The following is an 18,613-nucleotide window of genomic DNA, read 5'->3' on the forward strand; positions in this document are numbered from 1 at the left end:
AGTTATTTGTAACTTTTTTTGCATTAGAACGACTAACAGTAAGCTTAAATAAAATTGACCTTAAATGACAAGAACATACCTGGGATTTGTGTTGCTGCTTTTCCTCTGCGCCCAAGCCTATGGCCAAAAAACCGAGATTACCGGCATTGTGGTAGACAGCAGCGCCAATGTACGGCTGACCAATGCTTCCGTCGTACTCCTTCAGGCAAAGGATTCTTTTATAGTGGCCGATACACGGGCGGATAAGGACGGGCGTTTCCGCTTTCCCAATATCAGCGATACAGCAGCATATGTCCTTTTTTTCAGCTATCCCAGGTACGCCGATTATTCCCACCGGGTTTCCATGCGGGAAGCAAAAAATAACCTGTTCGATATGAACCGGCTATCACTGATCCTCAAGGAAAAATTACTACAGGAAGTTATTGTAAAATCCCAGGTCAGCGCGATAAAGCTCAAAGGGGATACCACCGAGTATACTGCCGACAGTTTTAAGGTGCAGCCCAATGCCACGGTAGAAGACCTGCTGAAACAATTACCAGGTCTTCAGGTAGACCAGTACGGCAATATCACAGCGCAGGGTCAGAAGGTTAAAAAGGTACTGGTGGACGGCGAAGAATTTTTCAGCGATGACCCTACCCTTGTTACACGGAATCTCAGGGCCGACATGATCGACAAGGTTCAGGTTTATGACAAAAAATCCGATGCGGCTGCTTTCACCGGTATCGAGGACGGCGTAAAGGATAAGACCATTAATCTGAAGATAAAGGAGGATAAGAACCACGGGATTTTTGGCAAGGCGGAGGCCGGCGGCGGCACAGATCAACATTATAATGCCCAGGGCATGCTGAATGCCTTTAAAGGCAAACGGAAAATGGCGGTTTACGGTACTACCAGCAATATCGGCCGTACAGGCCTGGGTTCGGCAGACAAGGAAAAGATCGGAAGTGATGAAGAGGGCAATGGCACTTATTCCGGCAAAGGGCTGCCCAAAGTAACTTCCGGCGGACTGCATTATGATAAAAAATGGAGCGAGGATAAGAACAGCATCAACGGCAACTACAAATTTAATATAACCAATGTAGAAGGGGATGACAATACCATTTCCCAGAACAACCTGCCAACCGGTCTTATCCTCAGTAATGCTGACAATCATTTTGAAAACAGCAGCAGCAGTCATAAAGTCAACGCCAAGTACATTCATAAATTTGATACCACTTCCACAGTAACGATCTATACAGACGGTACCATCAATAACAATAAGAACAAAAACAACGGGATGACCCGGAACCTGCGGGGCGACAGCAGCCTGCTGTACAACAACCAGACCTCCGGTTACAGTGATTACGACTTCAACACCTACAACCTGAATGTGTCCTGGGAGAAAAAATTAAAAAAATACGGCAGAACGATTTCCTTTTATCTGAACAATAATTTTTCAAACGATGCCTCACGCGGCGAAAGCAGCTCCCAGAGTGAGTTTTATAATGATCAGGGTGTACGGGACAGTGCTGTGCTGCTCCACCTGCAGCGGAAGATGAACGACGACTGGCGCACGCTGAGCTTTAATGCAAACTATACGGAACCGCTGAGCCAGAAGCTGTCGCTGATCGTAAATTATAAACTCAACAATGACGAATCCCGCGATGATAAACGCTCTTACAATCTGGTACAGGACCCTTCCGGGGCCACGCTGGACAGGGATTTCAGTACGCTGATGCGTTCAACCATCTGGGGCAACCAGGCAGGTGCTGCATTGAATTATGCTTCCAAAAAATTAATTGCCAAAATCGGCAATAATGTTAAACTGGTAAAAATGAACATTGAAGATCAGCTTGACCCGCTGAACTTTGAGAAGCAGTTCTGGAACTGGAATCCGCAGGCAAGCATCCATTATAAATTCAGTACCTACAAAAATCTGAACATCAGTTATAACGGCAACACCACCAACCCGGAGCGTACACAGCTGTTGCCCTTTGCCTTTAACAACGGGCAGCTATCCACTTACCTGCCCAACCTGGAGCTTAAGAACAGCTTCTCCAATAACCTGACGGCCTATTACAATACGGTAAAGATCGTTTCCCAGACCTATGCCGGCGGATATGCCAATTATAACAGGACCAGCAACCCGATCATTAACAGCATACTGGTAGACAGCTCCGGAGCCTACACCTATCAGTTTGTGAATATGAATGGTTATACCAATCAGAATTATACCGCCAGTCTTTATTACTCGAAAAAGATACAGGGCTGGGACCTTCAGGCAGGGGCCTATGGAAGTATTAACGGCGGGAAGACCTTCAGCCGGATCAATGATGCGGTCAACAAGCTCAACTACACCACCTATACGCTGGGGCTGGAATTCTTTAAAACCAAGATAAAACAGTACAGTTTTTATCTTACCGGCAACGGAGGTTACACGGTTAATACGTCTTCGCTGCAGCCGGAGAGCGATAACAATTATTTCTTTTACAACCTTACGCCTTCGGCAGACATTTATTTCCTGAAAAAATTCCAGTTGCATACCGACCTGAATTATCTGTGGCAACAGAAAAGCAGGGCCTTCAGCGACAACTTCAGCCGGACTATCTGGAATGCCTGGATCGGCCGGAACTTCCTGAAGAACGATCAGCTGACGATCAAGATCTCCTGCAATGATATACTGAATGAGAACAACGGTTACTCGCGTACCGCCAGCAACACGTTCTTCTCCGAGAACCGGTACACCACCATACGCCGCTTTTTTATGGTGGGTGCCACCTGGAGCTTTACAAAATTTAATAACATCAAGCAATAACCTTTCATGAAACGGATCTCAATAGCTTTATTCATCCTGATCGTAACAGCCTGCCAGCCCGCAAAGGCGCAGTTCACGGCATTTGTAAATAGCGGCAGGATCACCTTTGAACGGAAAGTGAACACATTTGCAGCCATGCAGATCTTTCTGAAGGAGACCAAGCAGGTACCGGAAGACCAGCTGGGTATGTTTATGCAAAAATACCGCAGCTCCTCCCCGCAATTCTGGACCGACAGCTTTGAATTGTTCTTTGATAAAACACACAGTCTTTACCAGCCGCAGAATCCCGACATCGATTTTTCAAAAACCTTTGCCATACCCGTAGCCTACAAGAATAAGGTGTACAGCAATTTTGAAACAAAAGAAGTGCAAACCGTAAAACAGGCTTTTGAAAAGTCTTTTTTTATCAAAGATTCCCTCAAAAATATAAAATGGAAACTGACGGATGAAACCCGTGAGATCGCGGGCTACCAGTGCCGCCGGGCCAATGCCCTGTTCTTCGATTCCATTTATGTGATTGCTTTTTATACCGATGAGATCCTCACCAAGGGCGGGCCGGAATCGTTTAACGGGTTGCCGGGGATGATTCTTGGCATCGCCATTCCGCATCAGCACATTACCATTTTTGCAAAAACCGTTACCGGCATGGATACGGCTCCCACCCAATGGAAACTGCCGGAACAGGGCAAAAGCACGCTGGTAAACAACAAAGAATTTAATGCTACCACATCCAAGATGCTGAAACAGTTCGGGCTTACTTCGCCCTGGGTGCAGTTCTTTATGGACCTGTAGTTAAGAACAGATCCGGAAGCCACACCGGCAGACCGGCCACTTCTCTTTTTGCCGGATCCGAAACAGGTATTTTCAGTTTATCGAAGTAGCTGCCTAAATTTTTTCCGATCGCCTTTGATAATAAAATGAAATAGGTATTTCTTCTTTCATTGTTATCTTTTGTCTGTTTAAAACTGATATCGGTACCTCTGTATTCTTCTTCATAGATCTTTCTGGCGGATTGGTTCAATCGTTTTATCGCATCCCATCCATAAGTGTCAATAATGGGATAAAACAAGGTATAAAGCTGCAGGAACGGATCGTTCTGCCATCTGGAATAATCGGGATGGCGGATATAATCCTTTATCAGCTTCTGGATGCTGTCTCTTGTAGCACCTTCCCGCGACTGGTAGATGTCTTTTCCAAGGATCGTTCCATAGGTATAAAGAGTATACAAATTCACGGTCACTTCTCCCAGCTCATCAAAATCGACCCCAAAGAACTGATGCCGATGACCGATCTCATGAAAGTGGCCCCAGGATCCCGAATCCCGCAGACAGCGCTCATTCAAAAGCCGCGAGAGGCTTCTGTCGTTGGGGGCTACAATTTTTGAAGCAGAAGTATACATGTACCCATATGCTACATTGTTATCGATGATGATCCGCTCCGGGTGCCGCCGGGCTCGCGGGATCTGCGCCAGGTCGGCATTGGCATCCATCACTGCATCCCAGAACCGCATCAGCTTTTCCGGATCTTCAAGGTTCCGGATGCTGTCCGAAGGCACGGTAAGGATGATCTTATCGCTTGCCAGCTCCGCCCAGGGCGCGCCATAATTCCGGATCTGCTTTATCCATTCCTGGTTGGAGGTCGTTCCCAGTTTAAAATAAGGCGCATTTACCGCTCCCGCCACCGTTGCTTTAAAGGAATCCGCGCTGTCGGTCAGCGGTATATTGAAATACAGCAGCCCTCCGTACAGCGAGTGGATACGGACCGTATCTTTATCCAGATTGAAATTTTTTACCAGGCTAAACGGGTTTCGCAAATAGATGTCCAAATGCATCACTTCGTCTTCATGCGCTCCTATCTGGGCCTGGATATGCCGCGATGTGTCCGCCGGCTGATCCAGGATCACTTCCACAATATCCCCCGGAGCCACATACAACCCCGTACTATGCCATCGTTTAAAACTGGTATCCGGCTCCGCCAATCCGCTCCACCGGTTGGAATAGGCGATTTCAATACGCTTTGTAACCCGGGGCACACTGTCTGAAACGATCCCGGGAAACTCTTTATTATTCGCGGATCTGTGGTGCGGATCCAGCGTCGCCTGCCGTTCATCATCCGATACCCGCATAAAAAGACGGAACACATCCGGCCAGTAACCCGTAGGCAGCGGCTGCTTCAACCCCGGGAAACCGACACTGTCGAACTGATGGCCGGAAACGGACTGTACCAGGTCCTTGCGGGTCACAGCACTTGAATCGAGCCAGAAATAAATAAGCTTTAATATCCCCAGCGCTATCGCGCCGGTACCCTTGTCGTAAAACAGGGGGATGTACTGATAATTGCTGATATTCGGGAGGATCTGCTGCAGCTGCAGGTAATCCGGCGCCGGGCCGGTATAAAAAGTGTCTTCCGGAGCTCCCTTAACAAAATCCCCCGAATGGAACAACCCGGCCTTTGTCAGTAAATGATTTCCGGGAATACTGTCTAAATGATAATTATTGTTTTTTAGCGTTTCCCATGCTGATGAGAGATAAACCAGGGTGCCTCCCTTCTTAACAAAATCGCCGATATGTTCCAGACTGTCTGCGTTACCCGGTATATCGTTCAGGAACAATGTTCGTATCCCCGCAGGAATACGGTCCCCTGTCAGTTGCCGGATGGTTAAATGCTGCTGCCCGGCGATCCGGCTTAACGCTCCGAAGGCTTCCCTGTTAAAACCAACAGCCGCCATTCCGGCAGGTGCCCAATGAAATATATTCTTCCAGAATTGATGAACATCCGGCCGGCTTACAACCGGTTTACTAAGAAAACGGGCATTACCGATAACCAGTATCTTCCCGGTTCCCAACCGGCCGGTGATGATCACCGGCGCGTATATCGGCGGGCCGGAGCCTTCAGCCATATTTACAGAAGCGATCACCTGTACATCATACCCTACGGGATAGGTTATAATTGCAGGAACAGTATCTGCGTGCAGGTAAAATGTTCCGACACCTTTTAATAAGGCTGCTCTATCCGTTAGTTCCTGGGAGTGGGTGCTTTTTGCAAAAGCCGACAGCAACAGAAGCAGCCACAGGTGCATAAAACAGTTGATCGCGTTGCTTTTCATCCCATGAATGTAGCAAAAATCCGGCAGCTGCTATTCAAACTCATAGCCGATATCCCGGCGGTAGTACATATCATCAAAACGGATCTGCTCCAGGATCGTCCTTGACCGGCCAACAGCTTCTGAAACCGTATTCCCGAAAGCGGTGGCGCAAAGCACCCGTCCGCCACTGGTAACGATATGTCCATCCGCCTCTTTTGTACCGGCCTGGAACAGGATCGCCTCCTGCAGGGACTGATCCAGTCCCGTTATTTTAAATCCCTTTTCATAGTCGCCCGGATAGCCGCCGCTCACCGCCATTACCGTAACAGCAGTGCGGGGGTCCTCTTCGATCGTTATTTCAGAAAGACGGTGTTCAGCCGCCGCTTTACAAACAGCGGCAATATCGTTCTTCAGGCGCGGCATCACCACTTCCGTCTCGGGGTCACCCATGCGGCAGTTGTATTCAATTACAAAAGGATCATCTCCTACTTTTATGAGACCGATAAAAACAAAACCGGTATAATCGATCTTTTCCTTTGCCAACCCGTCTACTGTAGGCTTGATGATCCGGTCCGTCACCTTTTGCATAAAAGCCGCATCCGCAAACGGTACCGGGCTAACGGCGCCCATGCCCCCGGTATTCAGACCGGAATCTTTTTCCCCGATGCGTTTATAATCCTTTGCCTCAGGCAACACTACGTATTCATTTCCGTCCGTGACCAGGAACACGCTCATCTCAATACCGGATAAAAATTCTTCTACCACCACCTTGCGGCTGGCCTCTCCAAATTTTGCTTCCTGGATCATGGCCTCAAATTCCGCCACTGCCTGCTCATTGGTCTGGCAGATCACCACTCCTTTGCCTGCGGCCAGTCCGTCTGCCTTCAGAACCACCGGCAGCGCATGCGTTTCCAGGTACCGGATACCATCCTCAAAATTAGCTTCTGTAAATTCTTTATAACCGGCTGTAGGAATGTTGTGCCGCTCCATAAATGCCTTGGCGAATGCCTTGCTGCCTTCCAGCTGTGCCCCGAACCGGGAAGGTCCTATAAGGGGTATTGCTTTCAGCGCAGCATCTTCCTGGAAAAAATCCCAGATCCCCTTAACCAGGGGCTCTTCGGGGCCTACCACTACCATTTCAATACCGTTTTGCATGCAGAAAGTACCGATCCCTTCAAAGTCATTCACACCGAGGTTCACATTGGTTCCCATTTCCGCTGTTCCCGGATTGCCAGGTGCGATGAACAGTTGATGATCACCGCGTTGCTTCATATTCCAGGCCAGGGCATGCTCTCGTCCCCCGCTTCCTAAAACCAGTATTTTCATTTTTTTGCTTTTAATCAATATTAAGGGCGGAAAGATAGCCATAAAATGAAAAAAAAAGGCGATTCCCGATTTTTCTGTACTTTGGCCCGGTTATTTTTATATCAATTTGCATTTATGGAAAATATTGACAAAAAATCCCGTCACCCTCGTGCGTTGTATGTTTTATTCTTTACAGAGCTATGGGAACGTTTCGGTTTTTATTTGATGGTGGGTATTTTTCTCCTTTATTTAAAAGACAGTACTGCAAACGGAGGCGTTGGATTTACCCCTCAAAAAGCTGCGGATCTGGTAGGCACTTATATCGCTATGGTTTATTTGACGCCTTTCATAGGCGGACTTATAGCCGATCGCTACCTGGGATACCGGAAAGCGATCATCCTGGGCGGGATCCTTCTGGCAGCAGGCTATTTTTGCCTGGCCATTCCAGGAGACAAGGCCTTGTTTGTTTCGTTGCCATTACTGATGATCGGTAATGGTTTTTTTAAGCCCAATATCAGCACGTTACTGGGTAATATTTATAACCGGGAAGACCTGAAACCCAAAAAGGATGTTGCCTATAATATCTTTTATATGGGCGTGAATGTCGGTGCCTTTATCTGCAACTTCGTAGCCGCATACATGCGTAACTATTACGGGTGGGGCTTTGCTTTTGCCGCGGCCGGCGTGGGTATGGTGATCTCCGTTATATGGTTTATTGCCGGCCTGAAACATGTAAAAGACGGTGATATTAAAAAGACCGTGGAAAAAGATGATATACCGATGAGCAGCATTCTGCTACAGGTATTCCTTCCTGCCATCCTTACCGGTATCCTTGGCTGGTTTATCAAGACGATGACCGGGCATACGATTTTTGGTTCACAGTCGAACGACGCCTTTATGTTTGCCTGCCTCCCAATCATCATATTCTTTGCCACCTTATACATCAAAGCAAATAAAAATGATAAAAGAAGCCTGGGGGCGCTGTTCACCTTCTTTATAGGGGCTTTTGTTTTCTGGGTGATCTATAACCAGAACAGCACCGGGCTTACCATATGGGCCGACCAGTATACTTCACGGGAGATGCCCGCCTATCTGGAAAATGCGGCCCGGCCGTTCGGGATGCTGGAGACCGTTTCAACAACACCGCACGAAGTGGCCAGCGTAGACAGCCTGCTGCGTACGCAATCAGATGCGAAAGGAAATGCACTTACCACGACAGGACCGGATCTTTACTTCAATAATTTACCCAAAGATCAGTGGCCGCCCTCCGGCAAAATGAACCTGCTGTCAACCGAGATCTTTCAATCGATCAACCCTTTCTTTATAGTGGTGTTCACTCCCCTGATCATCGGCCTTCTGGGGTGGCTGGCGCGACGCAAGCGGGCGCCCAATACTCCCGTAAAAGCGGGCCTCGGCACCTGGATCGCAGGACTATCGGCCTTGCTGATGGTATTTGCAGCAATGAGCACCAATATTTATCATGATAAGACATCCGCCTGGTGGGTGGTGGGTACCTATGCCATCTTTACGATCGGGGAGCTATTTGTGAGTCCGGTTGGCCTGTCTATGGTTTCCAAACTTGCGCCCGCCCGCGTTACCTCACTGATGATGGGCTGCTGGTTTATTATCATTTCCATGAGTGGAAAAGTGGCCGGATTGATGGCTACTTTCTGGGATAGCTTTGAAAACAAAAGTAATTACTTTTTAATATTGGTGGTGGGTGCCCTGGTTGCCGGCATCATCATCTTTATATTAAGCAAACGGATCGCACAGGTGATCAAAGACAAAACAGGAAGCATCTAAGCAAAATTATATTATCAGCACAAAAAATCACGCAACGTCATTTATTGCGTGATTTTTCATTTTATAAACGATCATTTGTTACTTTCGCCCCTGAAACAATCTGTCATGTGGAAAAGACATCCCCGGGCATTGCCTTTTTTATTTTTCAGCGAGATGTGGGAGCGTTTCGGCTTCTACCTGTTGCTGGGTATTTTTACTTTTTATCTTAAAGACAGCGCCGGAGGATTCGGTATGGATGAAAAGGAATCGGCTTCTTTATATGGAACCTTTATTGCACTTATCTATTTTACTCCCTTTTTAGGGGGAATGCTGGCCGACCGGAAAATCGGGTATTGCAATTCTATAATCGTGGGCGGATTGCTGATGAGTGTGGGCTATTGCCTGATGAGCATCCGTTCCCTGCCAATGCTTTACCTGTCTATGAGCCTGATCATCATTGGCAACGGCTTTTTCAAACCCAATATTTCCACGCTGCTCGGTAATGTATACTCCACACCCCAATACCAGGATAAAAAAGATGAAGGCTATAACATTTTTTATATGGGTATCAACCTGGGCGCTTTTATCTGTAATTTTTTCGGAGCGGCCCTCTATACCACCATTGGCTGGGGCGCTGCCTTTATTGCCGCAGGAGTGGGTATGTTCCTGGGAGTGATCATCTTTGTTGCCGGCCTCCGGCATTATAAGACCTTTGATACGCGCAAGCCACTGAAAGAAGGTGATATGTCCATTGCGCGGATATTCAGCATTGTTGTTTTGCCTGCTGTGGCATTCGGTATCATTGGTTATCTTATAAAAGGAGCAGATGGGGCACTTTTTGACAGCAGCAGTACGGATGCCTTTATCTTTGCCTGTTTCCCCGTAGCGGTATTTTTTATCGCATTACTGCTCAGAAGTCCGAAGGAAGAGCGGCGGCCCATGGCGGCCCTGCTGTCCATTTTTGCGGTAGTGATCCTGTTCTGGGCGATCTTTAAGCAGAATGGTTCAGCGCTCAATACCTGGGCCAGCCGGTATACGGAGCGGCACGTGGAAGGCACACAGGGAACCATTCTGAGCTCATTAAAACTCACTGAAACCATTACCTACCGGAAAGATTCTGTTGCGCTGCTCGACAATCAGTTCCGGAAAATAAAAGAGAACGGCAGGGAAGTAAAAGGTATGAACTATCCCTCTTATTTTAAAAACATGGACCTGCAGGAAACGCCGCTGAAAGACGGGGACACGGTTCAGGCCTGGGCACCATCCTTATCACAATCCATCAATCCATTCTGGGTGATCGTGCTCACGCCGCTGCTGGTGGCCCTTTTCACTGCGCTCCGCAGAAAAGGAAAAGAGCCGGCCACCCCCACCAAGATCGCACTGGGACTGCTGATCTCTGCCCTGTCGGTGCTGGTAATGGTCCTTGCTGTAAAGGCAGGCAACAACGGCGCGGAAAAAGTAAGCATCTGGTGGCTCGTAGCCAGCTATGGTGTGATCACCATCGGCGAGCTGTTCCTCAGTCCGATGGGATTATCGCTTGTCTCAAAGCTGAGCCCCGTTCGGATCACCTCACTGATGATGGGCGGCTGGTTCCTGGCCATATCGATCGGGAACAAACTCAGCGGCATTCTTTCCAGTAAATGGGATGAGTATACCAATAAAGAAAGCTACTTTTGGCTAAATTTCGTATTGCTTTTTGGTGCGGCCCTGTTTCTTTTTGCTATTTTGAAATGGCTGAACAAAGTTATGAGGGAAAAAGGCGTCGCATAAGACGGATCTACCCGCAACCGGAATGTAACCTTGACAATTATTTTTAACTATATCTATGCAGGAAACAAAATCTTCATTTAAGCCTTTTGTGCCGGACGACGCACGCATGGCAGAGTTCACATTAAAATCAGTACTCACCGGTGCTGCTTTCGGTATCATTTTTGGCGCGGCCACCGTATACCTGGCCCTGAAAGCCGGTCTCACCGTATCTGCTTCCATCCCCATTGCTGTGATCGCAATCACCCTGGGAAGGAAATTTTTGAAAACCACTATTCTTGAAAATAACATCATACAGACCACCGGCTCCGCAGGTGAAAGCATCGCGGCCGGTGTGGTGTTCACCCTGCCGGGCTTCTTATTTTTAAGTGATGGCAGCGGGGAGCATTTTTTTAATTACATGACCATCCTCACCCTCGCCATCATCGGTGGCATCCTGGGAACCCTGATGATGATCCCGCTCCGTAAATCCCTGATCGTAAATGAACATAAAACCCTGCCTTATCCCGAAGGTACCGCCTGCGCCGATGTACTGAAGGCCGGTGAAAAAGGAGGCAACTTTGCCAAGACCGCTTTCTGGGGACTCGGCTTTGCCTTTGTATATGCCGTACTGCAAAAGATCGTTCACGTCATCGCTGAAACGCCTGCATTTGTTACGAAGCAGACCAATAGATTTTTCCCCTCTGCCCGCTTAAGCGGAGAGATCACCCCGGAATACCTGGGTGTGGGCTACATCATCGGCCCCCGGATCGCCGGCGTGCTGGTAGCCGGCGGGGTGCTGGCCTGGCTGGTGCTGATCCCGCTGTTATCTTCCGTGGTACAGCCCGACCTCATCGCTACCCAGCTGGTAAAACTGGGTTACCTCACCGATACGGCAACTGCCGGAGGCAAAGGTGGCTGGGACCCTGTGGCCAAAACATTTGAGGATTTTTCTTCTGCTGTTTATTACGCCTATATCCGCCAGATCGGTGCGGGTGCAGTAGCGGCCGGTGGTTTTATCACCCTCATCAAGACCATACCCACTATAATCTCCTCGTTTAAAGGCAGCCTGGGCTCCATAAAAGGCGGCGCTTCCACAGCGTCAACCGCTGTTAAAAGGACCGAGCGCGACCTGAGCATGAAAGTAGTCGCTTTAGGCAGCCTTGGCCTGGTAATACTGATCGCTTTATTACCGCAGATCCCCGGACATACCATCCTGCAGAAATTACTGATCGGCATCCTCGTGGTGATCTTCGGAGCCTTCTTCGTTACCGTGTCATCACGCATTGTGGGCCTGATCGGTTCCTCCAATAATCCCATCAGCGGTATGACCATCGCCACTTTGATGGGCACCTGTTTAATTTTTATTGCAGTGGGCTGGAGCGGCAAGGCCTATGAGCCAATGGCCCTGGTGGTAGGCGGACTGATCTGTATTGCCGCCGCCAATGCCGGTGCCACTTCGCAGGATCTGAAGACGGGCTATATCGTAGGCGCCACTCCCAAATACCAGCAGCTGGCCCTGTTCGTAGGTGTGATCGTATCTTCTATTGTTATTGGACTTACCGTGAATTTCCTGGATAAACCAACGGCGGATATGGTAGCTAAAGGTGTCACCCAGCATGCCATCGGTTCGGAGTATTACCCCGCACCGCAGGGTACGCTGATGGCTACCCTGGCAAGAGGCATCCTTTCTTTTAACCTCGACTGGCAGTTTGTGCTGGTGGGTGTATTTATCTCTATCGTACTGGAGCTTTGCGGGGTGAAATCACTGAGCTTTGCAGTAGGTGCCTACCTGCCCCTGTCTACCACCCTGCCCATCTTTATCGGAGGCCTCATCCGGGGTGCTGTTGATAAAAAGGCAGGTAAACCTGTAAATCCTGAAGAGGAAGAACTGGGACGGGGTAACCTTTTTGCCACCGGTCTGGTGGCCGGAGGTGCCGTTGCCGGTGTGGTTATTGCCATTCTTTCGGGCTTTGATGGCCCGGCGGCTGCGTTGAAAATGGTCAACGCCGAACATGGCCTGAGTACCGCGCTGGGAGAAGGCGGTTACTATGTATTGGGAACGCTGGCCTTCGCCACCATGGCTTTTGTACTTTATAAAGTAGGACTTTCCAAGAACAAGGATTAAAACAGGTGATATGATTTTAAAAAGCGCTTCTGTTTTCAAAAACCGGGGCGCTTTTTTATTGCCCTTCCCTGCTGACATACGCTTGTCACCGCCTGTTATTTTCTTTGTGGTAATTAAACAGGACAAACAATGGAAAAACTGGATCTTACAAAGGAATACCCGCATTATTACAAGGCAAAGCCGGAACCCGCACTGGTGACCATCGAAGCCGCTCAGTTCCTCTCTGTTACCGGCAAAGGCGACCCTTCGGGATCAGATTTTAAAATGCATATTGAAGCCCTGTACCCGACGGTCTATACACTCAAGTTTGCTTCCAAGGCAAACGGCCGGGATTTTGTGGTTTCAAAACTGGAAGGCCTCTGGTGGTTTGATGAAGAGCGTTTCGATGTGCGTACGGCTTCAGAAGCCGCGCAAAAAGTTCCCAGGAGTGAATGGGAATACCGCCTGCTGATCCGTCTTCCCGGATTTATAACGGCAGCGGAAGTGGCTATGGCAAGGGAGGCTGTTCTCCGGAAAAAAAATAATACACTGGTGCCCGAAGTAGAACTGTTTCAAATGGAAGAAGGGCGCTGTGTACAACTCCTGCACCAGGGTCCTTTTGCCACAGAGCCGGAATCATTGGAAAAAATAAGCCGTTTTATGGAAGCACACCAGCTCCGCAGGAACGGCGTGCATCACGAAATTTATTTATCCGATTTTAATAAAACAGCATCCGAAAAACTGAGGACCATCCTCAGGGAGCCTGTAAAGTGATCCGTTCTAGCTGCCTGCCGTTCTCATTTTATCGAAAAAATCCCTGAAGAAAAGCAGCTGGTATTTGACGGCATTCTTCCAGTAAGCCCAGTCATGCCCGCCCGGACGTTCAATATAGTCGTGCGGAATTTTTAACTGTACCATTTTTTGATGCAGGCCACGGTTTGCTTCACAGAAAAAATCATCCACGCCACAATCAAAAATGATAGCTACAGAATCGGCGGGATATTTTTCGATGGCATTTGCCACGGTGACATCCCTCCAGTCAAACCCGGTGGAATCCGGATTGCCGATCCAGATCCTGATATTCCATTTGTCTTTAAACAGTTTTATATCCACGCCCCCGCTCATGCTGCCACAGGCACCAAAAGTGGCGGCATGGCGCAACCCCAGGAACATGCCGCCGTGGCCGCCCATACTCAAACCTGTAATGGCTCTGCCAAAGCGGCTTTTTTGTGTTTTATAATGCGCATCAATATAGGCCGGGACCTCAGTACCGATATAGGTTTCGTACCGTACCGCGGGATTCATATGGCTGTCGAAATACCAGCTGTCGCGACTGCCATCCGGACATACGATCATGAGCCCGTAGCGGTCGGCATGATCTTTCAGTTCCGGCATACGGGTGATCCAGCTGGAATAATTACCATCATAACCGTGCAGCAGGTATACCACGGGAAAATTCGTCCCTTTTACATAGCCCTGTGGCAGTACCACCACACAACCGGAGTTTTTTTTCATGGCACTGCTGTGGATACTCACCGTATCTACAGTGGCGGCATTTAGGAATGCGGCACTCCCAAGGAGCAGCAGCAGCAAAAGGGGCTTTCTCATTTTGTTGATTTTGCATTGTGCCGGCTTCAATGCTGCACCGGCCCGTGCAGCTGATCTGCTACATAAAAGCATCACACTCGCGGTAGGCGGCGATCAGGCGGTCTTCCCCGGCCTTTCCCGGCTGGGAAATACCATGCTCCATGCCCAGTACGCCTTTATAACCTTTTTCGTGCAGCCATTTGAATACGTTCTTATAGTTGATCTCCCCGGTCGTCGGCTCTTTTCTTCCGGGGTTGTCCCCGATCTGGATATAGGCGATCTCACTCCAGGTGAGCTCCATATTTTTTATGATATTGCCTTCATTCTTCTGCATATGATAAATATCATACAGAATCTTGCAGGATGGGCTGTCTACGCCCCTGCATATTTCGTAGGTCTGGGCAGAGGTGCGCAGGAACAGGTCCGGCGTATCACTCAATGGCTCCAGCACCATCACAATGCCGTGGGGTTCAAAGATCTCCGAGCCTCTCCGCAATGCATCAATGACATGTGCGGTCTGTACTTCAACCGGCAGATCACGCTGAAAATCGCCCGGTACCACGGTCACCCATTTGGCATTGCAGCGCTTGGCTACTTCTACTGATTGTCGGCAGCCGTCAAGAAAAATATCAAGGTGTTCTTTTTTATTTGCAGCTAGGGTATTCGCTCCGTTACCGCCCTTTGGCACTACGAAAACGCCCATCCGCATATTTAATTTTGCCAGCGTTTCACCGATCTTAGATTGCATTTCCGGTGTTCTCCCGGTCATCCCATTGTCTTCTATCGACCGGAATCCCTTGTCATACATATACTTGATCTGGTCGATAAAGTCTTTACCGGCGCTGTTGGCAAACATCCCGTCATGCGGGGCATAGTCCATATTAAAGAGCTTACCGGCCTTTGCGCTTTTTGCGGGCTGCGCCCATAAGCCGGTTCCAAGCCCCAGCGCGCTCGCTGTCAGGACATTGTTCTTTACGAAATTTCTTCGGTTCATTGTGGCAAATTTTTTCGAACTAAAAATAGGAAACTTTGATATTTATAAAAAAGATTTGGTAATTATTTTCAAATTATGATATTTTGAGCCTTATTAATTGTCAAACTGGAAATTTACTTAACTTCGGAACGATGAAAAAATTGATTGCTGCAGCATTGCTTTGCGCTGGTGCAGGTGCCCTATATGCACAGGAAAAAAAAGACCCTGGTTTTCAAAAATATGAGCAAACCATTCCCGGTTCATCCGTAAAATTTACCATGGTTCCCATTCCCGCAGGATCCTTTAAAATGGGAAGCAGTTCCGGAGAAGCAGATGAACAACCTCCGGTGACCGTAAAACTGGATGCCTTTTATATGGGATCCCATGAGGTGACATTTGATGAGTATGCTCTTTTTCAATACGATGAAAGTCTGGGCCAGAATGTAGATGCCGATGCTGTTACAAGGCCGACCGCTCCCTATATTGATCTTACATTGGGTATGGGCAAGGAAGGCGGATTTCCTGCCAACAGCATGCAACAGCGCGCCGCCATTATGTACTGTAAATGGCTCTATACAAAAACAGGTGTGTTTTACCGGCTGCCTACAGAAGCGGAATGGGAATATGCAGCGCGTGCGGGTTCGGGCACGGCTTATTTTTTTGGGGATGATCCCAAACAGCTGGACGATTATGCCTGGTATGCAAAAAACAGTGAAGACCATTATTACAAGACCGGCTTAAAAAAACCCAATCCCTGGGGACTTTATGATATTTACGGCAATGTGGCCGAATGGGTGCTCGACCAGTACCAGGCGGATTATTATAAAACACTGGGTAAGCAAACGGCCGCCAATCCGGTACGATTGCCTGAAGCAAAAAATCCGCGTATTGTAAGAGGCGGGAATTATAAAGACGAGGCACCGGCATTGCGCAGTGCCAACCGGACCGAATCGGATCCCATCTGGAACCGGCGCGATCCGCAGATCCCCAAAAGCAAATGGTGGAATGCTGATGCGCCCTTTGTAGGGTTCCGGCTGGTACGTCCTGCCAAACAGCCCAGCGCAGAAGCGATTGAAAAATTTTTCTCAACATATATCTTATAAACTTTTAGCGATTAAATACCATATTATGAATCACAAAACAACAAGAAGAGATTTTGTAAAAAGCAGCTCCCTGATCGCAGGCGGTTTACTTGCATCCCCTGTACTGGGAAATGTGAACTTTTTTTCCGGCGCTGAAGGAGTGATCAAAATAGCCCTGATCGGCTGCGGCGGCAGGGGCACCGGGGCGGTAACACAGGCCCTATCCACCAAACAGAATGTAAAGCTGGTGGCCATGGCCGATGCCTTTAAAGACCGTATCGACAGCTGTTATAAAACCATTACTTCCAAGGACGACAGCGGGATCGCCGCAGAAAAGATCAGCGTTCCCGAGGCCAATAAATTCACCGGCTTCGATGCTTATAAAAAGGCCATCGCCCTGGCAGATGTGGTGATCCTTACCACACCTCCCGGCTTCCGCCCCATTCATTTTGAAGAAGCGGTAAAACAGGGTAAACACATTTTTACAGAAAAGCCGATGGCCACGGATCCGGCGGGGATCAAAAAAGTACTGGATGCCGCAGAGATCGCCAAACAGAAAAAACTGAATGTGGTTGTAGGCTTGCAGCGCCGGTACCAGGATTCTTACCGGGCATTATTTGAGCGCAAGGACCTGATCGGAGAGATCATTTCCGGGCAGGTTTGGTGGAACAATGCCGGTGTATGGGTAAAACAACGGGAGCCCCAGCAGACCGAAATGGAGTACCAGATGCGTAACTGGTATTATTTCAACTGGCTTTGCGGAGATCATATCAATGAACAGCACATCCACAATATTGATGTAATGAACTGGTTCAAAGATGCCTACCCCGTAAAAGCACAGGGCATGGGCGGCCGCCAGGTAAGAACCGGAAAACAATACGGGGAGATCTTTGATCACCACTATGTGGAATTCCATTATGCGGACGGCTCTATCCTGAACAGCCAGTGCCGTCACATACCCGGTACCATGAGTAAGGTAGATGAACTGCTGGTAGGCACCAAGGGCGCTATTTTCTGCGACCAGGCGGTGATCAAAGACCGCTCCGGAAAGGTATTGTATGCGTTCGATAAAAAGAATGAGCGCAACCCTTATCAAACCGAGCACGATGAGCTGTTTGAGGCCATTGCCAAAGGAGAGTACAAGTTTGCCAATGCGGAGTATGGTGCCAAAAGCACACTGACGGCGATCATCGGGCGTATGGCAACATATAGCGGACAGGTGATCGAATGGGATAAAGCGCTTAACTCCGGTATCGATATCATGCCCAAAGAGTACAGCTTTAATGCCACCCCTCCCGTGGTTCCGGACGCCGATGGGTTCTATCCCATTGCCACACCGGGAAAAACAAAATATTTTTAGCACCAATGCTCCATGATATTACCAGGGCCGGGAGATCTTTCCCGGCTTTTTTATATTCCGCCTTCCCGTAGGCCGTCCGGAAGGTCCGGACAAAAAACAGGAGCCGCCTCCATTTTAAAGACGCAGCTCCTGCTAGATAACAAACTATATTTTTTTCACCGGTTCAGCAGAACCGGTCTTTTTACAGGGCGTTATTATAGTGTTCTTCTACTTTTTTCCAGTTCACCACATTCCAGAACGCCTTTAAATAATCGGGGCGCTTGTTCTGATATTTCAGATAGTACGCGTGTTCCCAAACATCCACTCCCAGTATAGGAGTTCCTTTCACTTCGGCAACATCCATCAGGGGATTGTCCTGGTTAGGAGTAGAAGTCACTTCCAGTTTGCCGTCCTTCACAATCAGCCAGGCCCAGCCGCTTCCGAAGCGCGTTGCGCCAGCTGTATTTATTTTTTCCTTCAGTGCATCCAGAGATCCGAAGGCTTCATTGATCGCGTCTGCCAGTTTTCCGGAAGGAGCGCCTTCACCACCGGGTCCCAGGATTTCCCAGAAAAAGGAATGATTCCAGTGACCGCCTCCGTTGTTACGAACTGCCGGGGAAATAGTACCTGCGTTCTTTACCAGGTCTTCCAGCGATTTATCTGCGTTCTCAGTGCCGTCTATGGCTTTGTTTAAATTATCCACATAAGCCTGATGGTGCTTTCCGTGGTGGATCTCCATCGTCTGCTTGTCAATGTGCGGTTCCAGTGCATCAGGTGCATAAGGAAGGGCTGGTAGTGTAAATGCCATGATTC

The 18,613-nt window shown here is 48.6% G+C and carries 13 protein-coding genes; 8 read left to right on the forward strand and 5 right to left on the reverse strand.

Annotated features, from left to right (window positions below):
- The first annotated feature begins 64 nt into the window (after positions 1 to 64).
- Both K7B07_RS06625 and K7B07_RS06630 read left to right on the forward strand, forming a co-directional pair.
- Positions 65 to 2,794 carry a TonB-dependent receptor gene (locus K7B07_RS06625; RefSeq protein WP_223708418.1) on the forward strand — a complete coding sequence of 910 codons (2,730 nt, stop codon included), beginning with the start codon at positions 65 to 67 and terminating at the stop codon, positions 2,792 to 2,794.
- Positions 2,795 to 2,800: 6 nt separating this feature from the next.
- Positions 2,801 to 3,586: a GLPGLI family protein gene (locus K7B07_RS06630; RefSeq protein WP_223708419.1), complete on the forward strand. Its 786-nt coding sequence runs from the start codon at positions 2,801 to 2,803 to the stop codon at positions 3,584 to 3,586.
- Here the strand turns inward: K7B07_RS06630 and K7B07_RS06635 are convergent.
- Both K7B07_RS06635 and purD read right to left on the reverse strand, forming a co-directional pair.
- Positions 3,573 to 5,900, reverse strand: coding sequence for a M60 family metallopeptidase (locus K7B07_RS06635; RefSeq protein WP_223708420.1), 2,328 nt, complete (start codon positions 5,898 to 5,900; stop codon positions 3,573 to 3,575). The two genes, K7B07_RS06630 and K7B07_RS06635, sit on opposite strands and share 14 nt — an antisense overlap.
- 30 nt (positions 5,901 to 5,930) lie before the next feature.
- The gene (gene purD, locus K7B07_RS06640; RefSeq protein ID WP_223708421.1) at positions 5,931 to 7,205 is read right to left on the reverse strand and encodes a phosphoribosylamine--glycine ligase; all 1,275 of its coding nucleotides are present in this window, start codon (positions 7,203 to 7,205) and stop codon (positions 5,931 to 5,933) included.
- Positions 7,206 to 7,319: 114 nt separating this feature from the next.
- Between purD and K7B07_RS06645 the strand changes: the two genes are divergently transcribed.
- The 4 genes from K7B07_RS06645 to K7B07_RS06660 all read left to right on the forward strand — a co-directional run bounded on the left by K7B07_RS06645 (position 7,320) and on the right by K7B07_RS06660 (position 13,593).
- Positions 7,320 to 8,987 (forward strand): peptide MFS transporter, encoded by a 1,668-nt coding sequence (locus tag K7B07_RS06645; RefSeq protein ID WP_223708422.1) that lies wholly within the window; start codon positions 7,320 to 7,322, stop codon positions 8,985 to 8,987.
- A gap of 105 nt (positions 8,988 to 9,092) precedes the next feature.
- Positions 9,093 to 10,736 carry a peptide MFS transporter gene (locus K7B07_RS06650; protein WP_223708423.1) on the forward strand — a complete coding sequence of 548 codons (1,644 nt, stop codon included), beginning with the start codon at positions 9,093 to 9,095 and terminating at the stop codon, positions 10,734 to 10,736.
- Positions 10,737 to 10,791: 55 nt separating this feature from the next.
- Positions 10,792 to 12,840 carry an OPT family oligopeptide transporter gene (locus tag K7B07_RS06655; protein WP_223708424.1) on the forward strand — a complete coding sequence of 683 codons (2,049 nt, stop codon included), beginning with the start codon at positions 10,792 to 10,794 and terminating at the stop codon, positions 12,838 to 12,840.
- A 129-nt stretch (positions 12,841 to 12,969) separates the two neighbouring features.
- On the forward strand, positions 12,970 to 13,593 hold the full coding sequence (locus K7B07_RS06660) for a GyrI-like domain-containing protein (protein WP_223708425.1): 624 nt from the start codon (positions 12,970 to 12,972) through the stop codon (positions 13,591 to 13,593).
- Positions 13,594 to 13,599: 6 nt separating this feature from the next.
- Here K7B07_RS06660 and K7B07_RS06665 read toward each other — a convergent pair whose 3' ends face one another.
- Together K7B07_RS06665 and K7B07_RS06670 are read right to left on the reverse strand one after the other, a co-directional pair.
- Entirely contained in the window at positions 13,600 to 14,427 is an 828-nt protein-coding gene (locus tag K7B07_RS06665) for an alpha/beta hydrolase (RefSeq protein ID WP_223708426.1), read from the reverse strand.
- Between the two features lie 58 nt (positions 14,428 to 14,485).
- Positions 14,486 to 15,400 (reverse strand): hydroxypyruvate isomerase family protein, encoded by a 915-nt coding sequence (locus K7B07_RS06670; protein WP_223708428.1) that lies wholly within the window; start codon positions 15,398 to 15,400, stop codon positions 14,486 to 14,488.
- 131 nt (positions 15,401 to 15,531) lie between these two features.
- Here K7B07_RS06670 and K7B07_RS06675 point away from each other — a divergent pair, with 131 nt between their 5' ends.
- Both K7B07_RS06675 and K7B07_RS06680 read left to right on the forward strand, forming a co-directional pair.
- A complete protein-coding gene (locus tag K7B07_RS06675) occupies positions 15,532 to 16,482 on the forward strand; it encodes a formylglycine-generating enzyme family protein (protein ID WP_223708430.1) in 951 nt (316 codons plus the stop codon).
- Positions 16,483 to 16,507: 25 nt separating this feature from the next.
- The gene (locus K7B07_RS06680) at positions 16,508 to 17,821 is read left to right on the forward strand and encodes a Gfo/Idh/MocA family protein (RefSeq protein WP_223708432.1); all 1,314 of its coding nucleotides are present in this window, start codon (positions 16,508 to 16,510) and stop codon (positions 17,819 to 17,821) included.
- Between the two features lie 181 nt (positions 17,822 to 18,002).
- On the opposite strand, the gene K7B07_RS06685 is transcribed toward K7B07_RS06680, so the two are convergent.
- The gene (locus K7B07_RS06685; RefSeq protein WP_223708433.1) at positions 18,003 to 18,608 is read right to left on the reverse strand and encodes a superoxide dismutase; all 606 of its coding nucleotides are present in this window, start codon (positions 18,606 to 18,608) and stop codon (positions 18,003 to 18,005) included.
- Between the last annotated feature and the right edge of the window lie 5 nt (positions 18,609 to 18,613).

The organism is Niabella beijingensis (assembly GCF_020034665.1).
GTDB lineage: Bacteria > Bacteroidota > Bacteroidia > Chitinophagales > Chitinophagaceae > Niabella > Niabella beijingensis.

Bases quoted from the DNA above. Each gene is read 5' to 3' on its own strand.
- K7B07_RS06650 (WP_223708423.1), top strand. From the start codon at position 9,093: ATGTGGAAAAGACATCCCCGGGCATTGCCTTTTTTATTTTTCAGCGAG.
- K7B07_RS06660 (WP_223708425.1), top strand. From the start codon at position 12,970: ATGGAAAAACTGGATCTTACAAAGGAATACCCGCATTATTACAAGGCA.
- K7B07_RS06630 (WP_223708419.1), top strand. From the start codon at position 2,801: ATGAAACGGATCTCAATAGCTTTATTCATCCTGATCGTAACAGCCTGC.
- purD (WP_223708421.1), bottom strand. From the start codon at position 7,205: ATGAAAATACTGGTTTTAGGAAGCGGGGGACGAGAGCATGCCCTGGCC.
- K7B07_RS06625 (WP_223708418.1), top strand. From the start codon at position 65: ATGACAAGAACATACCTGGGATTTGTGTTGCTGCTTTTCCTCTGCGCC.
- K7B07_RS06635 (WP_223708420.1), bottom strand. From the start codon at position 5,900: ATGAAAAGCAACGCGATCAACTGTTTTATGCACCTGTGGCTGCTTCTG.
- K7B07_RS06665 (WP_223708426.1), bottom strand. From the start codon at position 14,427: ATGAGAAAGCCCCTTTTGCTGCTGCTGCTCCTTGGGAGTGCCGCATTC.
- K7B07_RS06675 (WP_223708430.1), top strand. From the start codon at position 15,532: ATGAAAAAATTGATTGCTGCAGCATTGCTTTGCGCTGGTGCAGGTGCC.
- K7B07_RS06645 (WP_223708422.1), top strand. From the start codon at position 7,320: ATGGAAAATATTGACAAAAAATCCCGTCACCCTCGTGCGTTGTATGTT.
- K7B07_RS06680 (WP_223708432.1), top strand. From the start codon at position 16,508: ATGAATCACAAAACAACAAGAAGAGATTTTGTAAAAAGCAGCTCCCTG.
- K7B07_RS06670 (WP_223708428.1), bottom strand. From the start codon at position 15,400: ATGAACCGAAGAAATTTCGTAAAGAACAATGTCCTGACAGCGAGCGCG.
- K7B07_RS06655 (WP_223708424.1), top strand. From the start codon at position 10,792: ATGCAGGAAACAAAATCTTCATTTAAGCCTTTTGTGCCGGACGACGCA.
- K7B07_RS06685 (WP_223708433.1), bottom strand. From the start codon at position 18,608: ATGGCATTTACACTACCAGCCCTTCCTTATGCACCTGATGCACTGGAA.